Genomic DNA, 24,546 nt, shown 5'->3' on the forward strand with positions numbered 1-24,546 from the left:
TATTTAAAGTGAAAATTTAAAGTAAAATATTATTTTACATAATAATAACATTATAAATTTTGAAATTACTTATCTTTGTGTTAAAATAAGTAAAATACACATATTAAAGTTAAGTTTTTAAATAAATGGACAAAATAAAAATATAAATATTAAGGAGATTTGGTATATGAATGTTTATGAAAAGGATAATGGAGTTATACTAGAAGGGGTAACAGATTTTGATCCAAAACATATATTTGAGTGTGGTCAATGTTTTAGATGGCATAAACAAGAAGATGACTCATACACTGGTGTTGCAAAGGGTAGAATATTAAATGTAAAAAAAGAAAATGATAAAGTATATTTAAATAATACAAATTTAGAGGAGTTTAATAGTATTTGGTATAATTACTTTGATTTAGGAACTGATTATACAGAAATAAAGAATAAGCTAAAAAATATGGATGAATATTTAAATAAAGCTACTGAGTTTGGATGTGGAATAAGAATATTAAGACAAGATGGGTGGGAAATGCTTATATCATTTATAATTTCCTCTAATAATAGAATTCCTATGATACAAAGAGCTATAGAAAATTTATCAAAAAAATTTGGTAAGTACATAGGTGAGTATGAGGGTGTTGAATACTATGCATTCCCAACACCAGAAGAGCTGAATAAGGCCTCTCAAGAGGAAATAAGAGCATGTCAAACAGGTTTTAGAGACAAGTACATAAAAAGTACTACACAGGCAGTTATAGAAAATAATGATAAGGTATCTGAATATACAAATTTAACTACAGATGATTGTAGAAAAGAACTTTTAAAATTCAATGGAGTAGGACCTAAAGTATGTGATTGTATTGCATTATTTGGCATGCAAAAATATGATTCTTTTCCAGTTGATGTTTGGGTTAAGAGAGTTATGCAAGAGTTCTACATAGATGAAGATATGAGTTTACCTAAAATGAGAACTTATGGGATTGATAAATTCGGAGATATGTCTGGATTTGCTCAACAGTATTTATTTTACTATGCAAGAGAACTTGGTATAGGAAAATAGAATTAAGGGGGAGAAATTATGGGAGTAATAGGAACAATATTTCTGTTCTATTTAATTATATCATATCTAGCTGGAGCCATAATTTCTGTGATTATATTACTTGAAAATAGAGATCCTGCAAAAACCATGTCATGGTTACTAATGTTTATTATATTTCCAGGGATAGGTTTAATTGTATATGCTATATCAGGTAGAAATATTAGAAAGCGAAAATTATTTAAGACTCAAAAACTAGCTAACAATATAAAAGAAAAGAAACTTTTTGATACATTAGAAAAGATAACAGAAATCGTTGAACTAGAAAAAGAATCTATAAAGCAAAACAAGCTTTTAAGAGATGAAGAGGATGGTAGTTACAGAAAAAGAGTAATAAATATGTTGTTAAAGACTGGTATGTTTCCCTTCACTAAAAATAATAAAGTAGATGTATTTGTAGATGGAAATGAAAAGTTTAAAAGGCTTATAGAAGATATAAGAGAAGCAAAAGACCATATACATCTAGAGTACTTTATTATAAAAGATAGTGATATAGGTAGAGTGTTAAAAGAGGAACTTATAAAGAAAGCCAAAGAAGGCGTTAAAATAAGAATTTTATATGATGATGTAGGATGTTGGAGATTTTGGTTTAATAGAAAATTTTTCCGAGAAATGAGAGAAGTTGGTATAGAAATAGCAGCATTTTTACCTACAAAATTTCCTATAATAGGAGGAAAATTGAACTATAGAAATCATAGAAAAATTGTTGTTATTGATGGAATAATTGGATATACAGGTGGAATAAATATAGGAGACGAATATTTAGGAAAAAATGATAAATTTGGGTATTGGAGAGATACTCATATCAGAATTAAAGGTATTTCTGTATACATGCTTCAAATGACATTCTTAATTGACTGGTATTACACAACTAAAGAAGTTTTAGTGACTAAAAATTACTTTCCAAGTGTGGGTAATGTTGGTGAAAGTATGATACAGGTTGTTGCAAGTGGACCAGATAGTGATTGGGAAGATATTCATTATGCTTATTTTTCTGCGATATGTCAAGCTAGACAAAATGTTTATATAGAAACTCCATATTTTATTCCAGATGAGAGTTTACTAAAAGCAATAAAAAGTGCTGCACTTAGTGGAGTAGATGTGAGAATAATATTTCCAAAGATTGCAGACCACAAGATAGTAAATATAGCATCCTATTCCTATTTTGAAGAAATATTAAGAGCAGGTGGTAAGGTTTATTTGTATAATAAAGGGTTTATACATTCTAAAGTCGTAATAATAGATGATAAAATTGCTTCTGCAGGTACAGCTAATATGGATTTAAGAAGTTTTATGCTTAACTTTGAAGTAAATGCATTTATCTATGATGAAGAAGTTATTGGAGTAATGACAGATGATTTCTTTGAAGATTTAAGTCACTGTGAAGAGCTGAATCTGGAGGTATTTAAGAATAGAAGTATAATACAAAAAATCAAAGAATCTGTAGCCAGATTATTTTCACCAATATTATAAAAAATTATTAAAAAAGGTATTGAAAATTATGTGTGATTGGTATATTATAATAATTGTTAGCACTCTATTGAATAGAGTGATAATAAACAAAAAGTATATATATAAATCTACATATAAAAGTAGTATTAATTTAAAAATAACTAAAAACATAGGCGAACTAGTCTATACTTAATATTTTAGGAGGCGTAAAGAATGAAAATAAGACCATTAGCTGACAGAGTAGTAATTAAAAAAGTAGAAGCAGAAGAAAAAACTGCAAGTGGAATAGTTTTACCAGGAGCAGCTAAAGAGCAACCTCAAATAGCTGAAGTTGTAGAAGTTGGACCAGGTGGAATAGTTGAAGGAAAAGAAATAAAAATGGAATTAACAGTAGGAGATAAAGTTATATTCCAAAAATATTCTGGAACAGAAGTTAAGATAGAAGGACAAGAGTATACAATACTAAGACAAAGTGATGTATTAGCTGTTATTGAATAAATATAGAATAAGTTTATTAGGAGGGGTTTAAAATGGCTAAAGAAATTAAATTTTCAGAGGAAACAAGAAGAGCTTTAGAAGCTGGTGTAAATAAATTAGCAGATACAGTAAAAGTAACATTAGGACCAAAAGGAAGAAATGTTATATTAGATAAAAAATTCGGTTCTCCACTTATAACTAATGATGGTGTAACTATAGCAAAAGAGATAGAGTTAGAAGATAGATTTGAAAATATGGGTGCGCAATTAGTTAAAGAAGTTGCAACAAAAACTAACGATGTAGCTGGAGATGGTACTACAACTGCTACAGTTTTAGCACAAGCTATAATAAGAGAAGGTTTAAAAAATGTAACAGCAGGGGCTAACCCAATATTATTAAGAAAAGGAATACAAAAAGCGGTAATAGTAGCGGTAGAAGAATTAAAAAATCAATCAAGAATAGTAGAAACACAAGAAGCTATATCTCAAGTTGCCTCTATATCTGCTGGTGATGAAGAAGTTGGAAAATTAATAGCAGAAGCTATGGAAATAGTAGGAAAAGATGGAGTTATAACTGTTGAAGAATCTCAAACTATGAATACTGAATTAGATGCTGTTGAAGGTATGCAGTTTGATAGAGGATTTGTTTCTGCATATATGGTTACAGATGTAGACAAGATGGAAGCAGTTTTAAATGACCCATATATATTAATTACTGATAAAAAAATATCTAACATACAAGAATTATTACCAGTTCTTGAGCAAATAGTTCAACAAGGTAAAAAGTTATTGATAATAGCTGAAGATGTAGAAGGTGAAGCATTATCTACATTAGTAGTTAATAAATTAAGAGGAACATTTGATGTAGTAGCAGTTAAAGCTCCAGGATTTGGAGATAGAAGAAAAGAAATGCTTCAAGACATAGCAATACTTACAGGTGCTCAAGTAATATCAGAAGAATTAGGTTATGATTTAAAAGAAGCTGATTTATCTATGTTAGGTAGAGCTTCATCTGTTAAAGTAACTAAAGAAAATACTACGATAGTAGATGGTTCTGGAGATAAAAAAGCTATAGAAGATAGAGTAGCTCAAATCAAACATCAAGTAGAGCAAACTACTTCAGATTTTGATAGAGAAAAATTAATGGAAAGATTAGCTAAGCTTGCTGGAGGAGTAGCTGTTATAAAAGTTGGAGCTGCTACAGAAGTTGAGTTAAAAGAAAGAAAGTTAAGAATAGAAGATGCTCTTAATGCAACTAGAGCAGCAGTAGAAGAAGGAATAGTAGCTGGTGGAGGAACTGCTTTTGTTAGTGTTATACCAGCAATAGGTACACTAGTTGAAAGTTTAGAAGGAGAAGTTAAACTAGGTGCTCAAATAGTTAAAAAAGCATTAGAGGAACCATTAAGACAAATAGCTATAAATGCTGGTCTTGAAGGTGCTGTAATTGTACAAAATATTGTTAATTCTGAAGCAGAAACTGGATTTGACGCATTAAATGAAAAATATGTAAATATGATAGAAGCTGGTATAGTTGACCCAACTAAAGTTAGTAGAAGTGCTTTACAAAATGCTGCATCAATAGCAGGTACTTTCTTAACTACTGAAGCTGCTGTTGCTGACCTTCCTGAGAAAGAAGATGCAGGAATGCCAGGAATGGGTGGCGGAATGCCAGGTATGATGTAATTTAAAAAATTTAGAACATAAATCTTAATATAAAGAACTATTCTGACTTAGTTTTAATTTCTAAGTTGGAATAGTTCTTTTATGTATAAGTAATGTTACATAAATATTAATTGAGGTATAATTGTTATTAGATAAAAAATTAAAATTAAAAAGGATGCGAGAGTATGGACTTAAGAAAGTTGCTTGAAGAAGTTAAAAATGAGAACATTGATATAGATGTTGCATTGGATAAATTAAAAGATTTACCATATGAAGACCTTGGATATGCAAATATAGACCATCATAGAGAGCTAAGAAATGGATACCCAGAGGTTATTTATTGTGAAGGAAAGAGTGACGAACATATTTTAGGAATTATTGATAAAATGAATCAAAAAGGCTCCAATATATTGGGGACAAGATGTAGAAAAGATACATTTATAAAAATTAAAGAAATCTATAATCATGCTGAGTATGAAGAATTATCTAAAATTCTTAAAATTCAAAACCATGATATAGAGAATATAGGAAAAGGCAAAATTGTGATTGCTACAGGGGGAACTTCTGATATACCAGTAGCAGATGAAGCATATTATACAGCTAAATTTCTAGGTAATGATGTTGATAGAATCTATGATGTAGGAGTGGCAGGCATACATAGGCTTTTAAACAAAAGACACAAAATAGATAGTGCTAGAGTAATAGTAGCTGTTGCAGGAATGGAAGGTGCACTTGCAAGTGTAGTTGGAGGATTGGTTGATGTTCCAGTGATAGCTGTTCCAACTTCTGTAGGATATGGTGCAAATTTTGGAGGGTTAGCAGCATTGCTAGCTATGTTAAATAGTTGTGCATCTGGGATATCTGTTGTAAATATTGATAATGGATTTGGAGCAGGATATTTAGCAGCAATGATAAATAAATTATAATAAATATATTGATATAAATTAAACATAAATTACATAATAAAATCTAATTTCTATTATATTTTTATTGTTAAAATTAAGGAGACATATATGAGTGAAAAAATACTTTATTTTGATATAATAAGTGGTATATCAGGGGATATGACCCTTGCAAGTTTATTAAATTTAGGTGTACCTAAGGAAATTTTTCTGGAGGAAATTCATAAACTAAATATGAGCGATGAATTTAATATAAACATCAGCTCAAAAAATGAGAATGGAATAGTAGGTACAAAAGTAGAAGTAATTACAAAAGAAACGCATACACATAGAAATTTAGTGGATATATTTGAGATTATAGATGAAAGTGGTCTAAATGAAAATGTAAAATCTAAAGCAAAAAAAATATTTATGGTAATTGGAGAAGCAGAAGCAAAAGTTCATGGAACTACGATAGATAAGATACACTTTCATGAGGTAGGGGCTATAGATTCAATTGTAGATATAGTAGGAGCTTCTATATTAGTTGATTTACTTTGTGTAGACAAAGTTTGTGCCAGTACAGTGACTGTAGGTTCAGGATTTGTAAAATGTGAACATGGAATTATACCTATACCTGCACCTGCAACTATGGAAATTTTAAAAGATGTACCAATTAAATTAAATAATGTAAAAGGGGAATGTACAACTCCAACAGGAGCTGCAATCATAAAAGTTTTGTGTGATGAGTTTGTAGATGAGTTTGAATTTTCTCCAAAACAAATTGGATATGGAATAGGTCATAAAAAGTTTGAAGTGCCGAACATGCTAAGAACTGTATTAGGTGAAAAAAAAAAGAAGAGTTAATTTATGAAATTAGTGCAAACATTGATGATATGTCTTCAGAAATCTATTCTTATTTGTATGAAAAAGTATTAGATGAGAAAGCGTTAGATATTTATACAGAGAGCATCTATATGAAGAAGAATAGACCTGCAACAAAAGTATCTATTTTATGTAATAAATCAGATTTAGAAAAATTTATTAAAATATTACTTTTAGAAACTAGTACTTTTGGAGTGCGATATAATGCATACAATAGAGAAATTCTAGAGAGAAAATTTGTAAAATTGGATACAAAATATGGAGTGGTCACAGTAAAATTAGGGTATTATAAAGATAAACTAGTCAAAGCTACTCCAGAATATAATGAATGTAAAACTATAGCAAAAAATGAAGATATTCCTATAAAAAAAGTGTTTGCTGATATAAATTTTAGAATAAAAGAAGAATTTAGTGAAAACTTATTGACATAAGCAATAAATTTTGATAAATTAATACTCAGCTTTATTAAATAAAAGCAAACAGAAAAAAATATATAAAATATAAACTCACTCGTATATGCTCAGAAATATGGTCTGAGAGTCTCTACCAAGATACCGTAAATATCTTGACTATGAGTGAAATTATTATACCAAAAGACCTAGTTAAGTAAATGTGTAGGCTGAGTTATACTCCCTATGTGTTGGCTATAAGATAAAGGTATTTTGGAAGCCTGTATAGTAATTTCACTTTTGTTAGAAATTATGGAAGTTACTATACAGGTTTTTTGTGTAAAAAGATTTAATATAATTTAGACTGTATTGTGTTAAAATAAATATATAAAAACTATATTATACAAGGAGAGATGTAAATTTATGAAACATGAATTAGTACTTGTAATAGATTTTGGAGGACAATATAATCAGTTGATAGCTAGAAGAGTTAGAGAAAACAACGTATATTGTGAAATACTTCCATGTACTGCAAGCATAGAAAGAATAAAAGAAAAAAATCCAAAAGGGATAATATTTACTGGTGGACCAAATAGTGCATATTTAGAAGATTCACCAACAATATCAAAAGAGATATTTGAACTAGGAGTTCCAATACTTGGAATATGCTATGGGATTCAAATAATGTCTCATGTATTAGGCGGAGTTGTAAGAAAAGGTAATAAACAAGAAAAAGAATATGGAAAAACAGCTATAACTTATGGAAAATCATCATTATTTGAAGGTATAACTACAAATAGTGTATGGATGAGTCATACGGATTTAATAGAAAAAGTTCCAGAAGGATTTAATATAGTTGCAAATACTAACGATTGTCCAGTAGCGGCTATGGAAAATGTAGAACAAAACTTATATGGAGTTCAATTCCATCCAGAAGTAGAACACTGTTTGGAAGGCGATAAGATACTTACAAATTTCTTATACAATATTTGTAAGGTAAAAGGTGACTGGACTACAGATTCATTTATAGAAGATAAAATAAAAGAATTAAAAGAAAAAATAGGTGATAAAAAAGCTTTATGTGCTTTAAGTGGAGGAGTTGATTCTTCTGTTGCTGCAGTTCTTATTCATAGAGCAATTGGGGACAACTTAACTTGTATATTTGTTGACCATGGTTTACTTAGAAAAAATGAAGGAAATGATGTAGAAAGAATATTTAGAGAGAAATTTGATATAAATTTAATAAGAGTTAATGCGGAAGATAGATTCTTATCTAAGTTAAAGGGCGTTTCTGAGCCAGAGGCTAAGAGAAAAATAATAGGTGAAGAATTTATAAGAGTATTTGAAGAAGAATCAAATAAATTAGGAAAAATGGATTTCTTAGTTCAGGGAACAATCTATCCAGATGTTATAGAAAGTGGGCATGGAAATGCTGCTACTATAAAGTCTCATCACAATGTTGGTGGAATTCCAGAAGATGTAGACTTCCAAGAAATTGTAGAGCCATTAAGAGAGTTATTTAAAGATGAAGTTAGAAAAATAGGATTAGAGCTTGGTATAGAAGAAGGATTAATATTTAGACATCCTTTCCCAGGACCAGGTCTAGGAATAAGAGTTATAGGTGATGTAACTAAAGAAAAATGTGATATATTAAGAGAAGCTGATGCTGTTTATATGGACGAGCTTAGAAAAGCAGGTCTATATAGAGAAATATGGCAAGCTTTTGCAACATTACCAGATGTTAAGACTGTTGGAGTTATGGGAGATGAAAGAACATATGCTTATTTAGTTGGTTTAAGAGCAGTTACTTCTTCTGATGGAATGACTTCTGACTGGTACAAGATGCCTTATGATGTATTAGAAAGAATTTCTAATAGAATAATAAATGAAGTTGATGGAGTAAATAGAGTAGTTTATGATATAACTTCTAAACCACCAGGTACTATTGAATGGGAATAATAAATAAAAAAGCTATAAACCTTGTGATTTCAAGGTTTATAGCTTTTTAAATTTATCTAATAATAAACTCACCTAGACTTGTTTATCTACATTAATCAAATTTATTTAAATAATAGATTTTCAAGTTATTTTATTATTTCTTCGATTTCATCATTATTTAACTTGTAATAAACTCGTCCAGATTTTTTTCGATATTGACCAAGTTTAATTGTAGTAGAACTAACATATGATATTTAAATTTTTTACTATAAGATTATTTAAATGTAGATAAAACTAAAAAGGTCTTTCTAGAAAACAAAACCTACCTAATTATACTTACTTACCAATATCATCACTTGATGTAGGCAAGATTCTACCACATTTTCTCCGTACTCTAGTATAAAATCATCTAGCTGTGTATCTATAAAATCACAATAATCATATGGACTACCAATATAAGCAGTCAATATATGTGTACATCTATCCATTTTATCTCCAAACATAATATATTTATCCCCCTAAAAAACTTTCATGAAAAACAAAAAGATTATATCTTTTTGGCAACTGGCTGACATAACCTATAACTTATTTTATAAGTCTTAGTCCCTATAGCTTTGCGTCACTAAATTTCTCTAGTTTTGCCGATTTAGTTTTATTCTACAACTACAATAATACAACAGAATTACTTATTATTCAACATGATTATTTGAAAATTGAATAAATTTATGCATATGAATGTTATTTTACTTCAAAAAACAGACCAGATGTATTGATTATGATAAATTTTGCCTGTAGTTTTTCTATTAAAAAGCTTCTATTATTAAATTAAGAAGATGGTATAAATTGAAGCAAATAGAAGTAGTTAATAAATTAAGTAGAGAGAAATTAGGTAACTTTGGGATATATTGTAGAGGAGATGAGGTAAACTTGACAGTAATAAGCATATAAATTATACTTATTAGCAAAGGTCAGATAATGTTGAAAATAGTATTAAGTAAGATAAGATAAAAAAGACTAGAGATTAAGTTATCTAGTTTTTTAATTTTTAACATTTTATGTATATGAAAATAAATATGCTTTCTGTACATAATGTATTAATATTAATACTATAGAATAATTTGGTAGTTAATATATTAAAATGAATATTTTAGAAGATGGAGGGATTATGAAAAATAAAATAATTATAGTAGTTACTTTTCTATTTGCAGCACTGATGTCTGGGTGTGCCTCAAAGAAAACAACAGAAATAAATGTGTTAGCGACTACTGATTTACATGGTGTTATACCTTATGAATTAACTTCTTACGTAAAAGAAGAAAGAGAAAAAGATAAAAATATAACTTTGGTAGATGCTGGAGATTTTTTTGATAGTGGACAGGTATTAGGTAGCAGTATGGATGATTATTTTAGTGCTAGATATAAAAACAGTGACAATAACACTGAGAGTTATATTGAGGCACCTCTTGCAAGAGATATGAAAGAAGTAGGTTATGATGTTGCAGTTCTTGGAAATCATGAATTCATAGCTAATAATAAATTCTATTTAGATAATATGATATCTGATTTTGAAAAACAAAAAATAAATATATTATCAGCAAATACTTATAAGAAAAATGGGGAAAATTATACAAAACCATACATAATAAAAAACATTAATACACCTGAAGGAAATGTAAAACTTGGAATTTTAGGGCTTACTATAAAAGAAGTTGGAGAGAGAAAACAATGGAAAGATGGAGGGCTTGTAGATTCTAAATCATTAGAGTTAAAAGACCAAGAAGGATATAATGGTGAATTGTATATGAATGATTTGGTAGAGGATGCTAAAAAATGGGTTGGTATAATGAAAAAAGAGAAACCTGACATCATAGTAGCGGTTGCACATACAGGCGAAAAACCCAAAAAACCTAGAAACCCAGGAAATAGAATACAAGACTTAGCGCAACAAGTTGATGGAATTGATGCTATAGTTGCTGGACATAATCATGTTCAAATTGAGCAGCATGATTATAAAAATAAATCAGGAGAAAATGTTATAGTTACTGAACCAGGTAAACATGGGGAATGTATTTCTAAGATTAACTTTAAATTAGAGAAAAATAATGACAAATGGAATGTGGTTGACAAAACTAGTAAATTAGTTAAATTTGAAAAAAATAAAGAAGATGAAAAATTTGGAGAGTTCATTTCTTCAGTTAATAAAATCAGTAAAGGTAAGAGCGAAATAAGACTATCAGAAGTAACGACTCCTGAATGGGATAAAATATATGTTTTTAAATCTGGGACACCAGCAGAGGATATATATAAAACAGTAGGATATAAATGGAGAAATATATCATCTCCAAAAGGTGATGGTATGGTACAGGTTGTTGTAATGAACAAAGATAAGCCTATTACCTATCTATGTGAAGAATCTGAAATTATGCCACTTAATATAAAATGTGATGAATCAGAGTATAAAGATAATGTTGTGACCATTTATCCTAATAAAAATGATAAGTTTAGAGTTGAGAAAGGTAAAAAAGAATATATTATTAATTTAAAACATATACAATAGAGACTCTCGTCTTATTTTAGTTTAGATGATGTCTAAAATAAAGTGTGTATTATTCTAAAGAGTGGTGATAATTAAAATATCACAATATCAAAGAATAGTACACACTTTTTCCATTTAACAAAAATTGATGTTAAAAAATCAAATTTTCAAACTAGAGTATATTGGTTATATTGTCTAATATTATTTTCAAAGGTTGTGTGATATTTTTATCCTTATGTAAGATTGCTAACATTTTATTTTCCATATCTATTCCATCTAATTTAACCAATCGTAATTTATTATGTAATAACGAATCTGATAATAAGTTTTCTGGTAAAATGGTTATACCTAACCCTGCCTCTGCAGCTTTAATAAGTGCAAAAGAACTAACACTTTCCCAAACGGGATAAGCCTTTTGGCTGGAAAGAGATAATACACTATCTAAAGTATCACGAATAGCACTTCCTTTTTCACGTAACAACAATGGAAACGTACATAATTGGTGTAGAGATATTACTTGTTCTGATAAAGGAAAAGTCGGAGCACATGCAACACATAATTTATACGAACCTAATAAAATTGTACGGAATGCCCCTTGAGGTTCTGTACCTTCCCAAAAAGCTATATCGGCTTCTCCATTTTTTAAAATATCCATAGCTGAATTAGCACTTTCAACACGTACATTCACTTTAAGAGATGGAAATGAATTCTCTAATCGACTTAAAATTGGAGGAAGTAAAAAAGAAGCAATTGTAATGCTAGATACAATATTTATAGGTGTACTTTCCTCTAAATGGCTAATTCTCTTATCTAAATTGCGACAAGCGGTTAGTATACTGCGTGCTTCTTCTAAAAGAGAAATACCGCAACGAGTCAGACATACTCCTCGTGGTAATCTGTCAAATAGTGCTGTGCCAGCCTGTTGTTCAAGTTCAGCTATGGCATGAGATACAGCAGATTGTGTGATATGTAATTTTTTTGCAGCACCTGTGAATGTTCCTGTTTGCTCAATTGCCTCTAAAATCTCTAAATATCGTATGTTCATAATAAGTATCCTCACTAGACATGAATAAAATTAATTGATTCTATTAAATTCTATCATTTTACAGATTGAAGGGCAAGAGATATACTAAATAAGAGAAGGAAGAAGGAGGTAGATTTTGAAGAAAAGCAAAAAACCATATTTTTGGCTTCTAACTATCAATTTATTCATTAGCACATTCACTTTTGGAGGGGGGTATGTAGTTGTACCTATGGTTAGACGTTATTTTGTAAAACAGAAGCAATACTTTACAGAGGATGATTTGATGAGTATGGCGGCAGTTGCACAATCAACTCCTGGAGCAATTGCAATCAATTTATCTGCTTTGGCAGGTTATCGAGTAGCAGGTACTTTAGGAGCTGTTATTAGTTGTATATCTGCTATAATACCTCCACTTGCTATTCTTGGATTAGTATCAGTATTTTACACAACTTTTATCTCCAATGTTATTGTTGCTGCAGTATTAAAAGGAATGCAAGCTGGTGTTGCTGCATTAATCGTAGATTTGATTATTGATATGTGTTCTATGATACTAAAAGAACGTTCTCTATTCTTATCAGCTATGATACCTATTGCTTTCTTTGCAAATTTTGTGATGGGTATAAATGTAGCTCTCATATTAGTTGTTTGTTGCTTTATGTGTGTAATACGAGTTTTTTACAAGAAGAGGGAAAATAAATGAATACAATTTGGAACTTATTTTTTATATTTTTGAAAATAGGATTGCTTAGTATTGGTGGTGGCTATGCAATAATACCTTTAATTCAAGAGCAAGTAGTAAATCAAACTGGATGGATAAGTGAGAAAATGTTTACAGATATTATAACTATTTCGCAAATGACACCAGGACCATTAGCTGTTAATACTTCTACTTTTGTTGGGCTTCAAATTGGAGGTTTTTGGGGAGCAGTTGCGGCTACTTTAGGTTGTGTATTATGTGGGGTAGTAATATCTCTATTTTTATATAATTTTTTTCAAAGGCACCAAAATTCTACCTATATATTTGAAATATTAAACGGTCTAAAGTCAGCATCATTAGGTTTAATTATCTCAGCTGCCGCCACAATTATAATCCTTGCATTATTTGGAACGAGTACAATGTGTTTTAATTCCATATTTAAGACGTTAAATTGGATTGCACTAGTAATATTTTGTGTTATGTTATTTATAGTGCGTAAATGGAAGACTAATCCCATCGTAATTATGTTAATAAGTGGTATAGTGGGAGTGCTTTTTTATTTATAATGTCATCACTCAAACACATTATACAAGTTCCGTGTTTGGGTGAGTTTTAGCACATGTCAATCAATAATAAAAATGTCCAAATAGCCAATAGAGTAAGGCTATTCAGACGTTTAAGAAGATTTGAAAAGACAATCTAAAACTTACATAGTCTTTAGATTAGATTTATTATTTACCATACAAGAAATGATTTTTCTTTGAATAGATATTATTAAATTAAGCTATAGATATAATTGTTTATGCCAAGAATTCATTTGAGTTTAATATATCAATACTTAATGTTAAAATAGGTGTATTGACCATCAATATAATATTTACTTAGTAACATAATCCTACACATTATTGATTTTCTAAAAACCAATTATATGCTTCTCGACAAAATTTATCACTGTCTAAATAGTAACTATTATGAACATTATCAATTTCAATAAGCTTCTTCTTACATTTTAAAGAATTATAATAACTATCAAAATATTGTATTTTAAAATATCTGTCATGAAGTGTTTTGAAGACAAGAGTGGGTATATTAACTCCATTTTTTATTGTACTATCTTGTGCAACAAAACATTCTAACATGGTGCTAATCATTTTTGTACTATTTTTCCAAATATGAGGATTTTTCTTTTCCAATACTTTATAAAATTCGTTATCATAGACTTCGTTATAACCTTCATACTTAGGAGGTTTTAATGTTATATGGAAATTAGGGAGATATTTGAGAAAAAAGTTCAATAATTTAACAATTGGATAGGGATAACCTACTCCTGTCGTATTTTTATAATCAACACAAGCGAACTGAGCAAAACTTTTTAGCTTATTGTTTGAACATGCATAATATTGGGCAAACATACCACCAATACCAGTATTTCCATATAGATGTATGTTAGAAGAGTAATTTTCTTCTATATATGTAACAACAGAATCTAAGTCTTTTACAATTGAATTCCGAGAGAAATCTTTTTCATTTCCATCACTTCTCCCTGTTCCTGAAAAATCAAAAGCGAAGATATTTACATTATATTGAGTAAGTGGTTCATAGGCTTTTTGCATCTCAAGTGTAGTAACAATGGGAGTATGCGTAACAATAATATTCATAGATGATTTTCCAGTGATGAATGAATTACAAAAAATATTTATATCTCCATTTGGTATTTTTATATGCTGCCAATTCATTTGGTTTCCTTTCCTTATATTACAAAAATATAATGATTTCTAGAATCTAATTTATAGGTTAGTCATATTTTATCACAGCAATATATTAAAGTTAACTCTTTTCTTATGTAGCTACAGTAATAATTTTTTCATAATAACTGCTAATTTTATCTTTCAATTTTTTCTAGTTTCATTCGCAATACCTTAATTTTATATAAAATGTCCTGTAATGCTATTTGGATTTATTCTTATTTCATCAGGCGTTCCTGAAGCAACAATTTCTCCTCCATTTATTCCACTGTCTGGACCTATATCAATAACCCAGTCAGAAGCACATATAACTTCTGTATTGTGTTCAATAATTAAAAGTGAATGTTGCTCATTTACAAGTTTTTTAAAAGTAATTAGCAAATTCTCTATATCTTTAAAATGAAGTCCAGTAGTAGGCTCATCTAATATGTATAACATTCTTTTTTTAGTTTTTGTTCCTAATTCTTTTGCTAATTTTATCCTTTGAGATTCTCCTCCACTTAATCCTAATGTATTTTGTCCTAGTTTTAGATAGCCAAGTCCCACTTCATCTAATAGGGAGAGTTTTCTATATATGTCAGGACAATCACTAAAAAATGATTTTGCTTCTGTTACTTCCATGTCAAGTATATCTGCCACTGTTTTTCCTTTGTATTGTACAAACAGTATTTCTTTTTGATATCTCTTACCTTGGCATTCACTACAAGTTACCCACTGGTCTGCCATATATTGTAGAATAATTTTTGTTTTTCCTAATCCTTGACAGTTGGGGCATTGCCCCTTTTTGCTATTAAAGCTAAAATGGCTTTCATCCAATAATTGTTGTTTTGCTTGCGAAGTTTTAGCAAATAGAGAACGAATTTCATCAAAGATATTGATATAGGTAGTAGGTGTAGAGCGACTAGATTTTCCAATAGGTGTTTGGTCCATTAAGATAAAATCATCAATAGTATCAAATCCAGTAAGTTCGGTATAGTTTTTATTTGGGATAGATTTTTGGTTTAATTTTTCTTCTAAAGCAGGAAGTAAACTGTGAAATACAAGAGAACTCTTACCAGAACCACTAACACCTGTAATAGAGCACATACAGTTTAAGGGAATTTCTATATCAATATTTTTTAGATTATTTGCATGGCATCCCTTTAAGTTTAACCATTTACTTGGCTTAACATTATTTTTTGAACTTATTTTATTTGATGTACTCAGATATTTACCTGTTATAGAATTTGGATTTTCTATAATTTCTTGAGTTGTACCTTCTGCAATAATGAAGCCACCTTTTGTACCAGCGTTTGGACCTACATCAATAATATAATCAGCAGCCAGTATTGTATCCCTATCATGTTCCACGACTATAACAGTATTACTGTTATCTCTTAGCTCTTCTATAGTTTTGATGATTAGATTATGGTCTCTTGGATGTAAACCAATAGATGGTTCATCTAGAATATAGGTTAAGCCTACTAATTCACTTCCTAGCTGACTTGATAATCGTACTCTCTGTAGCTCTCCTCCAGATAAGGTTGGAGCTGTTCTATCTGTTGATAGATAGCTAAGACCTACCTTTAATAGATAACTAACTCGAATTTTTAATTCTGTTAATATATCATTTACCAAAAATATCTCATTTTGTTGAAGTTGATTTGGTAATTCACACAACCAATTCCACAACTGTTCTATCGTCATTTTTGTTAATTCAGGGAAGCGATAACCTTTGATTGTAGTGAATCTAGCTTCAATACATAGCAACTCACCACCACATGTATGGCAAGGAATTTTGTTCATATATTGATGTAAGGCATTATTTTGAGAACTGGATTCTCTAAAAAGTCTTTGAATGTGGTTGATTGCCCCTGATGCAGGTCTTTTAATCTTTGATTCTCGCCCCCTTGATTCAAAGCTAAATTCATATATCTTATCGCCTGTACCATATAAGATTGCATCTATAAAATCTCTTGGCAATTCATTCCAAGGCATATCTAGGTCGATATTTTTATCTTTTGCGATTGCATATAATTCACCTACCATCCAATTACCATTTGGCTTTTTCCCCCTCAATTTTCCAAAGTAGTAAGTAGCTCCATCCAATATTGAAATAGTAGGGTCTTTTATAATTAATTGAGAATTAACTTGATAGGTAAAACCCAATCCATTACAATCATGGCAAGCTCCAGTATGGGAATTAGCATTGAAGGTTGAAGTATTTATCTTAGAAAAAATAGTTTGGCAATGTGGGCAATAATTTTTTGTAGTATTCTTTTTTTCTAATGGAATTTTGCAATATGGACAGTAACTTTTTCCAATTGATACAAATAACATTCTTAAGTAATCCCAAATGCTTGTAAGAGTACCAACTGTAGAACGAGGATTTTGGCTTCCTTTTTTTTGTTCAATAGCTATAGTAGGAGTTAATCCTTGAAGTAAATCGAATTCAGGTTTTTGAAGATGTTCTGAAAGTTTTGCTCCATTACTTAGGTTTTCAAAATAACGTCTTTTCCCTTCTTCATAAATCGTATCGAAAGCTAAAGAGGATTTTCCACTACCACTTACACCTGTAATAACAGTTATTTGATTCTTTGGGATTGTAACCTCAACATCTTTTAAATTGTTTTGCCTTCCTCCTTTTAAATAAATAGAACTTTTATTGTGACAAAGTGAATTTTTAATTGGTTTATTTATTGCTTTGGTAAATTTGAATTTTTTTTCTAGTTCAAGAGGATTACCTAATTCTTTTGTTTCCGAAATGCCTAATATTTTTAACTGAGAAAAGATTGATGTCAAATAATCTTCAGGCAATTTTTCTATTAACAAATTAAGGTATTCTATTTTTATATTGCCACTTGATAATATCTCTGCCATTTCATCTAACAAATTTTTTTCTGCTCTTGTTAATTGATTGTATTTTTTAGAACTTAATTCTGTCCATAAATCCCATGGAAGCAATTCCAAACCAATCATATTATTAAAGTCATGTAGAAGATTACCCTTTATGGAGTTCCAACCTTTCCAATTTTTATTATATCCAAAGTCATCTGGGTGAGTATGACCTTGTCGACAACTTATCCAGGCTTCTGAGCCAGTTAAAAACCCATCTATTTTTCTGACATCATGAGTGTCAAAATTAATTTGAAAATAATTTTTTTGTATGTTATCTATTTGCGAATCTATTTTTATCCACCTTTTTGTTACCGTATCATAGTATTCTACAATCCAGTGGTCTTCATAAGGAAGCTCACTTTCAAAATAATTAGCAAAACCTGCTCTCATTCTAGCTTCAAAACCTCTATATCTTAGGAAGGATACAAGAAGTAAAGAGTAGTCTCTGCACATACCAACTAATCTCTGTTTTGGCTTTCTTGGAATAGTTAGTGAGTTAGAATCTATTTCAAATATTCTTTTTAACATTTGAGGAATTGTACGAAGTAATTCTTCATCGGCTTGTTGCCTATTAAAGGTTATACCATATAGTTTTCCTTGGTCTCCATGAATTACTAGGTTTTGGACTACTTTTAATAATTCTACTGGAGTATTTGGTAAATTTTGATATTTATTTTCAAATATTCTAGGATTTGTAATAATACTTTGTTCTTTATAATTGTTTATTTTCATTTATTCTTCACCTCTCTGAATGCATAATATACCCTAACATGGTGTTAGATTCAAGGGAAATTTAAATTTTTCTCGGGATTGTTTTAATTCATGATAACATTAAATTTTTAATGAAATAATAAATAATACTTAGTTTAGGTGTTAAAATTTAAAAATAAATAAAAAAATAATATAATGATGAATTGTAATACAAATATAGTTTGTGTTATATTTGTTGTAATGAGTATAAGTTGTATTTACAGTTTGTTAAAATTTGCAATGGGATATTGTAGGAGGCTGAGATGACAGAACGTGAAAAGATGTTAGCAGGAGAGTTATATGATTGTGGAGATAAGGAATTGTTATATCAATGGCATAAGGCAAAAGATTTGACTAGAGAGTATAATAATTTGAAATCAGATGACAAGATTAATAAAGAACGTATTTTAACTGAGCTCTTAGGTAAAAGAGGGGAGAATATATGGATTACGGCACCTTTTTATGTTGACTATGGAAATAACATTTATTTTGGAAACAATTGTGAAGTGAATATGAATTGTACCTTTTTAGATGATAATGAAATAATAGTAGGTGATAATGCCCTAATTGCACCTAATGTGCAAATATATACAGCTTTTCATCCAACAAATGCTAAAGATAGATTTGGAGAAAAAACTGATGATGGATTTAAGTTTTGTAAAACTATAACAGCTCCAGTTAAAATTGGGAATGATGTTTGGATTGGTGGAGGAAGTATTATTTTACCAGGTGTAACAATAGGAGATAATGTAACTATTGGTGCAGGAAGTGTTGTGACAAAATCAATATCATCTAATACTATAGCTTACGGTAATCCTTGTCATGTTATTAGAGAAAATAAGTGAGAACTATTGTAATATATTTATTCATGAAATATCGAAGACATTATTAAAATAAAGAGCTATCTCAAAATTAGGGGTAGTTTTTTTTATTAATAGATATTAGCCATTGTATTTATTCCATTTACCATATTTATGCACATAAAGAATTATATCTCATATGATTGATTAATAAAGATATTATTTATGAATTATTAACATAATGTTAATATGGAATTCTTGAATATTAAGAAATAGGGTACTATAATATAGTGTGAATAGATTCTTAGTAACGAAATTTGTAGGTGCTAATATACATTTAAAAAATAGATTTATAACCTGGAGGACAAAAAATGAAATTATCAAGGTATAAGAAAAATAGTTTAGTTTTGTCTATAATCTTATATTCACTTATTATTTCAATCCTTGTAATTATTATTTTCAGTACCATAAAACTGCACAATATATCTAATAAACAAACTAAAAGCTATTTAAAGGATGTATCTACACAAATTGTAATGAATGTTGATTCTAAAATAAAATTTATCTTATCTGATTTAAGAATAATGGCAGATTTTATTAAACAATATGAGGGTGATAGTCGATATGAGTACTTATCTAAAAGAAAGACTAGTTATAAGTATTATGACATTGGAATAATTGATTTAGAAGGTAAGGCAGAGTTTTTAAGTGGAAAAAAACTTGACTTGAAGGATACTGTTTCATATAAAAAAGGAATAGAAGGTAAAGAATACTCAGAAGTAATAGAGTCTTTAGGGGTTGTTCTCTATACTGTGCCTATATTTGATGATAAGCATGAGATTTCTAGCCTTTTAATAGGTGTCTCTGATAAAGAAAGTATGAATGATATTCTTAAAATAGATAATTTTAATGGAAAAGGAACTATTGAAATTATTAATAGACAGGGAAGCCCTCTTTTTATAGGCAAAAACAGTGAATTAATAAAAGACCTTAGTTACAAATATAAAGATTCAATAAATGAGCCTTGGGCTCAAAAGATGCTTAATGATTTTGAAAATGAAAAGTCAGGAGATATTATAATAACATCATCAAAAGATATAAAATGTTTATTAACTTATTATCCAATTACAAAAGGTCTAAATGATTGGTATTTTGTTCTTATAGTGCCTGAAGAAGCTGTACTTGGTGAACTTAATAAGCTAAACTCTTTTACAATAATAATGACGTTTATAGTTACATGTATTATTGGAATTATAACATGGCTTTTATATACTATAAGAAAAAAATATGTAAATCAAATAGAAAATATTGCATATTTAGATAATATAACAAATGGTATTAACCAAACCAAATTTAGTATGTTAGTAAAACCCTTAATTTCAGAATCGCCAGATAGCACCTATATGATGATAGCGATAAATATAAAGGAGTTTAAGTTAATAAATGATTGCTTTGGTAGTGATAAAGGAAATATGACACTCAAACATATTTATAATGTTTTATCTAAAAATATTACTAAAAATGAAGAATTTGTATGTCGTCATGATGCAGACCTTTTCTATTTGTTTATTAAAAATAGACCAGTGTTAGAAGTTTTAGAGTTATTGTATAAAATAGAAGCTGATATAAATTATTTTAATGAGAGTAGAGAAAATCCGTACTTTTTAAGAATATCAGCAGGTATTTACACTATTGAAAATCGTAATGAAGATTTAATCACAATACAAGACTATGCAAATACAGCAAGAAAAAGCTTCAATAAAGCTCATCAAAGTGATTTTTCTTTTTATAGTGATATAGAAAGAAAGCGATTAATATCTGAGAAGGAAATTTCAAATTTAATGGAAAAAGCCCTTGAAGATAAAGACTTTTTTATATGTTTACAACCAAAAATTGATATAAAAAATGGTAAAATCAGTGGAGCAGAGTCTCTTGTGCGTTGGAGAAATTCAGAAAAAGGTATAATTTATCCAAGTGATTTTATTCCTCTTTTTGAAAAAAGTGGATTTATATGTAAATTAGACTTATATATACTTGAAGAGACATGCAAATTGATTTCTAAATGGATAAAAGAAGGTAAAGAAGTATTGAGAATTTCTGTTAATGTATCAAGACAATATTTAAATGATAAGTCTTTTTTAGAAAAATATGAACTTATATGTAATAAATATAATGTACCAACATATCTGATAGATTTAGAGCTTACAGAATCTATCTTCTTAGAAAATCCAGAAGCTATAGATGTAATAAATGATATTCATTCTAAGGGATTTAAGTGCTCTATAGATGATTTTGGATTTGGATACTCATCATTAGGGATATTAAAAGATTTTAAAGTTGATATAATTAAATTGGACCGTTCATTCTTTGTCAGCAAAAATAATATAGGCCGTGGTAAGGTAGTTATTGAGTCTATTATTGAACTTGGCAAAAGACTTGGTATGAAGATAATTGCTGAAGGAATTGAAGAGTTAGAACAAGTTGAGTTTCTAAAAAGTATAGGATGTGATTATATTCAAGGTTATGTTTTCTCTAAACCACTATTAATATCTGAATTTGAAGAGTTCACATATGCTGATAATAAAATAAAAAGTTTAAAAATATCGAATGATTAAATATCTAAAAGAAAAATCTAAGCAGGTTATATGATTGAAAATATAACCTGCTTTTTTTATTTGTATATTTAATAAAAAAGAAAGCTACAGATTTTGTAAAAACAATTTTCAAATGTTGTAAGTTGTCGTTAAAGCTTTATTGTATTATTCTGAATATATAGAAAGTCAGTTCCTATTTTCAGACATAAAGAAAGTAAAATATACATAATAATATAAAATTTGCTGTTTTTATAACTCTAATTATTTTGAAAGGAGGAAAGTATGATAAGTGGAAGAATGTTACTCATTATGAATTTTCTAAAAGATAAAAGTAAGACAAGTTACCGGGAAATTAGTCAACAGTTAAGCATAGAAGAAAGAAAAGTTAGATATGACATAGACAATCTAAATGTTCTTTTGCAATCATTAAATAAACCACTAATACAAAGGATGAATAAAGGTTCATTAATTATTCCAAGTGATTTCCAAGTAGTATATATAGACAATAATGACTATGTATTTTCCTTAACTGAAAGAGTATCTATTATGAAGATTATATCAATGTTTAAAATAGATAAGTTAAACTTAGAAAAATTGAGCAAAGAGTTTAAAGTTTCTAGAAGTTCGATTAAAAATGACCTTAATGTTTTATCAAATGAACTCGAGAGAAATCAAATAACTATTACTTATGATAAAGTTTTCAAAATAAATGGAGATGAAGATACTATATATAAACAAAGGTTAAACATATTAAAATTATATTCTTACCTTTTTGGTAAAGAAAAATCTGATTTGAGTGTGTTTGAGAAGTATATAGTGAAGGTAATCGAAAAAATATTCAAAGGACTTTCCTTGAATGATATATATAATTGGTCTACAGATTTACTTTTACAAATGGGCTGGACTCTAAATGATGAGTCTTTTACATGGTATGTATCAAATATTTTTCTTTTTACATGGTACATACATTCAGATGAAAAACATCCTTTAGAATCTTCTTCATTGAGTGAACCATATTTTGAGAATAAATTTGACCAAGAATTTGAACAAATCATTCAAAAGAAGTTAACTAAAGAACAGATTTTATTGTTAAATAGTTTTGTATTTTTTACAAATAAGTATGCAAGTTTAAATGAAGATATGGATTTAATTAGTACAGAGATAATAGTTCAGGATTTAATTTATAATATGTCTGAAATACTGAACATTGATTTTAAAGAAGATATGATTCTTTATAAAGGTCTACTTAATCATATCGCTCCATTGATAGAGAGAATCAAACAAAATATACAGATTTATGAAGAGTTATTCCATGTAATACCAGATAAATATCAATATGTACTTGAAGCTACCAAAACTTCTGTACAAAAAAATAGGATGTTAAATCAAATAAAGAATGAAAATGAAATAATACTTCTAGCAATACATTTTTTAGGAAGTGTACAAAGAAACGAAAGTAACAATTATAAAAATATATTATTAGTTTGTGGATTTGGGTATGGTGTAATTGCTATATTAAAAGATACTTTAATAAATGACTATCAGATAAATATAGTAGATAGCATTCCATCATACAAATTACAAGATTACAAAGACTGGGAAAATATAGATTTTATCGTAACAACATCAAAAATAGTAGTAGACTTACCTAAAACAATTATTGAGATTAATCCTTTTTTACAAGAAAACGATTATTTAAAACTTGAAGAAAAAGGAATAAAAAGAAAGAATGTCTTGACCAATTACATATCAATTAAAAAGAGATTAGATTTTTTAGAAGAAGATGCTCAAAAAAGAGTACTGAATATTATATGGCAAGAACTAGGATATAGTGATGAGAGAATGCTATCTAGACAGCTTAAACTAAGTGATTTAATAGGTATTGATACAATAAGCGTGATTGATAAAGAAATAAAATGGGAAGATGCTGTGAAAATTAGTTCAAATATACTTGCTGATTGTGATTTTGTGTCAGCACAATATGCTGATAATATTATAGATATTCTAAATAATGTAGGTTTCTATGCTGTAAAGGATGACGAATTTGCTTTGTTACATGGTAATGATAGTTCATTGGTCAAAGTAAGTTCAATAAGTTTATTAATATGCAAAGAAGCAGTCAAATTTGGAGATAAGAAAGTTAAAATCATATTTTGTCTAGCAAGTAGAGATAAAAAAGAGCAAATTCCTGCAATAATTAATTTAACTAAAATGGTTTATAAGACCAATTTTATTACTATGTTAGAAAGTGTAAAGACAAAAGAAGAAGCAGAATGTTTAATTCATAAATATGAGAAGGAGGTCACTGAATGAGCAAATTAGTCAATGTAAAATGTTCATTTGAGATGAAAGCAACTTCAAAAGAAGAGGCTATTATATCATTAGTAGATGTAGTATCAAAAGAGGGTTATCTGAAAGAAAAGAATCAATTCTTAGAAGATGTTTTAAAGAGAGAAGAAACACTGTCAACCTATATTGGGCATGGTATAGGCCTTCCTCACAGTCAAAGTATTGGAGTTAAGGATTCTTGTATTACAATTGGAAAACTTGATACATCTATTGAATGGACAGAAGAAGGTGAAAAGGTAGATTTAATATTTTTAATATCTGTGGCAAAAGACAATGAAAATAATCTTCATCTAAAGATTTTATCAAAGCTTGCACGTTTGTTAATGCATGAAAGTTTTAGAAATCAAATTAGAGAGTCAGACGAACAAACAGTCTATAATCTTATAAAAGAAAAAATAGGGGAGGAAGATTAG

At 28.8% G+C, this 24,546-nt stretch carries 17 protein-coding genes, 1 pseudogene and 2 riboswitches; of the genes and pseudogenes, 14 read left to right on the forward strand and 4 right to left on the reverse strand.

What is annotated here, in order from left to right; genetic code table 11:
* The first annotated feature begins 166 nt into the window (after positions 1-166).
* From ACTG48_RS01540 to guaA, 7 genes and pseudogenes are all read left to right on the forward strand, one after another.
* On the forward strand, positions 167-1,042 hold the full coding sequence (locus ACTG48_RS01540) for a DNA-3-methyladenine glycosylase family protein (RefSeq protein WP_021382664.1): 876 nt from the start codon (positions 167-169) through the stop codon (positions 1,040-1,042).
* An 18-nt stretch (positions 1,043-1,060) separates the two neighbouring features.
* On the forward strand, positions 1,061-2,551 hold the full coding sequence (cls, locus tag ACTG48_RS01545) for a cardiolipin synthase (RefSeq protein WP_021382666.1): 1,491 nt from the start codon (positions 1,061-1,063) through the stop codon (positions 2,549-2,551).
* Positions 2,552-2,743: 192 nt separating this feature from the next.
* Entirely contained in the window at positions 2,744-3,028 is a 285-nt protein-coding gene (locus ACTG48_RS01550) for a co-chaperone GroES (RefSeq protein ID WP_003420907.1), read from the forward strand.
* Between the two features lie 32 nt (positions 3,029-3,060).
* Positions 3,061-4,689, forward strand: coding sequence for a chaperonin GroEL (gene groL, locus ACTG48_RS01555; protein ID WP_021382622.1), 1,629 nt, complete (start codon positions 3,061-3,063; stop codon positions 4,687-4,689).
* 164 nt (positions 4,690-4,853) lie between these two features.
* The gene (gene larB / locus ACTG48_RS01560; protein WP_021382633.1) at positions 4,854-5,594 is read left to right on the forward strand and encodes a nickel pincer cofactor biosynthesis protein LarB; all 741 of its coding nucleotides are present in this window, start codon (positions 4,854-4,856) and stop codon (positions 5,592-5,594) included.
* Between the two features lie 87 nt (positions 5,595-5,681).
* Positions 5,682-6,865: pseudogene (gene larC / locus ACTG48_RS01565) on the forward strand (nickel pincer cofactor biosynthesis protein LarC).
* Between the two features lie 59 nt (positions 6,866-6,924).
* A riboswitch (purine riboswitch) is annotated at positions 6,925-7,026 on the forward strand.
* A gap of 220 nt (positions 7,027-7,246) precedes the next feature.
* Positions 7,247-8,782 carry a glutamine-hydrolyzing GMP synthase gene (gene guaA / locus ACTG48_RS01570; RefSeq protein WP_021382647.1) on the forward strand — a complete coding sequence of 512 codons (1,536 nt, stop codon included), beginning with the start codon at positions 7,247-7,249 and terminating at the stop codon, positions 8,780-8,782.
* A gap of 305 nt (positions 8,783-9,087) precedes the next feature.
* On the opposite strand, the gene ACTG48_RS01575 is transcribed toward guaA, so the two are convergent.
* Complete coding sequence (locus ACTG48_RS01575) at positions 9,088-9,264, reverse strand: hypothetical protein (protein ID WP_021382611.1); 177 nt, start codon at positions 9,262-9,264, stop codon at positions 9,088-9,090.
* 53 nt (positions 9,265-9,317) lie between these two features.
* A riboswitch (cyclic di-GMP riboswitch) is annotated at positions 9,318-9,414 on the reverse strand.
* A 512-nt stretch (positions 9,415-9,926) separates the two neighbouring features.
* Here ACTG48_RS01575 and ACTG48_RS01580 point away from each other — a divergent pair.
* Positions 9,927-11,318: a metallophosphoesterase gene (locus tag ACTG48_RS01580; RefSeq protein WP_021382641.1), complete on the forward strand. Its 1,392-nt coding sequence runs from the start codon at positions 9,927-9,929 to the stop codon at positions 11,316-11,318.
* Positions 11,319-11,469: 151 nt separating this feature from the next.
* On the opposite strand, the gene ACTG48_RS01585 is transcribed toward ACTG48_RS01580, so the two are convergent.
* The gene (locus ACTG48_RS01585) at positions 11,470-12,342 is read right to left on the reverse strand and encodes a LysR family transcriptional regulator (RefSeq protein ID WP_044212096.1); all 873 of its coding nucleotides are present in this window, start codon (positions 12,340-12,342) and stop codon (positions 11,470-11,472) included.
* Positions 12,343-12,454: 112 nt separating this feature from the next.
* Between ACTG48_RS01585 and ACTG48_RS01590 the strand changes: the two genes are divergently transcribed.
* Together ACTG48_RS01590 and ACTG48_RS01595 are read left to right on the forward strand one after the other, a co-directional pair.
* Positions 12,455-13,021, forward strand: coding sequence for a chromate transporter (locus ACTG48_RS01590; RefSeq protein ID WP_479918769.1), 567 nt, complete (start codon positions 12,455-12,457; stop codon positions 13,019-13,021).
* Entirely contained in the window at positions 13,018-13,584 is a 567-nt protein-coding gene (locus ACTG48_RS01595) for a chromate transporter (RefSeq protein ID WP_021382648.1), read from the forward strand. Before ACTG48_RS01590 ends, ACTG48_RS01595 begins: the two co-directional genes overlap by 4 nt.
* A 336-nt stretch (positions 13,585-13,920) precedes the next feature.
* Here ACTG48_RS01595 and ACTG48_RS01600 read toward each other — a convergent pair whose 3' ends face one another.
* Together ACTG48_RS01600 and uvrA are read right to left on the reverse strand one after the other, a co-directional pair.
* Positions 13,921-14,754: a serine aminopeptidase domain-containing protein gene (locus ACTG48_RS01600; RefSeq protein WP_021382615.1), complete on the reverse strand. Its 834-nt coding sequence runs from the start codon at positions 14,752-14,754 to the stop codon at positions 13,921-13,923.
* 189 nt (positions 14,755-14,943) lie between these two features.
* A complete protein-coding gene (uvrA, locus tag ACTG48_RS01605) occupies positions 14,944-18,372 on the reverse strand; it encodes an excinuclease ABC subunit UvrA (RefSeq protein ID WP_479917912.1) in 3,429 nt (1,142 codons plus the stop codon).
* Between the two features lie 281 nt (positions 18,373-18,653).
* On the opposite strand from uvrA, the gene ACTG48_RS01610 reads away from it, so the two are divergent.
* From ACTG48_RS01610 to ACTG48_RS01625, 4 genes are all read left to right on the forward strand, one after another.
* Complete coding sequence (locus tag ACTG48_RS01610; protein WP_021382665.1) at positions 18,654-19,235, forward strand: sugar O-acetyltransferase; 582 nt, start codon at positions 18,654-18,656, stop codon at positions 19,233-19,235.
* Positions 19,236-19,561: 326 nt separating this feature from the next.
* Positions 19,562-21,805 (forward strand): GGDEF domain-containing protein, encoded by a 2,244-nt coding sequence (locus ACTG48_RS01615; protein WP_021382626.1) that lies wholly within the window; start codon positions 19,562-19,564, stop codon positions 21,803-21,805.
* A gap of 261 nt (positions 21,806-22,066) precedes the next feature.
* Entirely contained in the window at positions 22,067-24,097 is a 2,031-nt protein-coding gene (locus tag ACTG48_RS01620) for a BglG family transcription antiterminator (protein WP_479917913.1), read from the forward strand.
* Positions 24,094-24,546 (forward strand): PTS sugar transporter subunit IIA, encoded by a 453-nt coding sequence (locus ACTG48_RS01625; RefSeq protein ID WP_021382613.1) that lies wholly within the window; start codon positions 24,094-24,096, stop codon positions 24,544-24,546. The genes ACTG48_RS01620 and ACTG48_RS01625 overlap by 4 nt, the downstream gene beginning before the upstream one ends.

The organism is Clostridioides sp. LIBA-6822 (genome assembly GCF_056688955.1).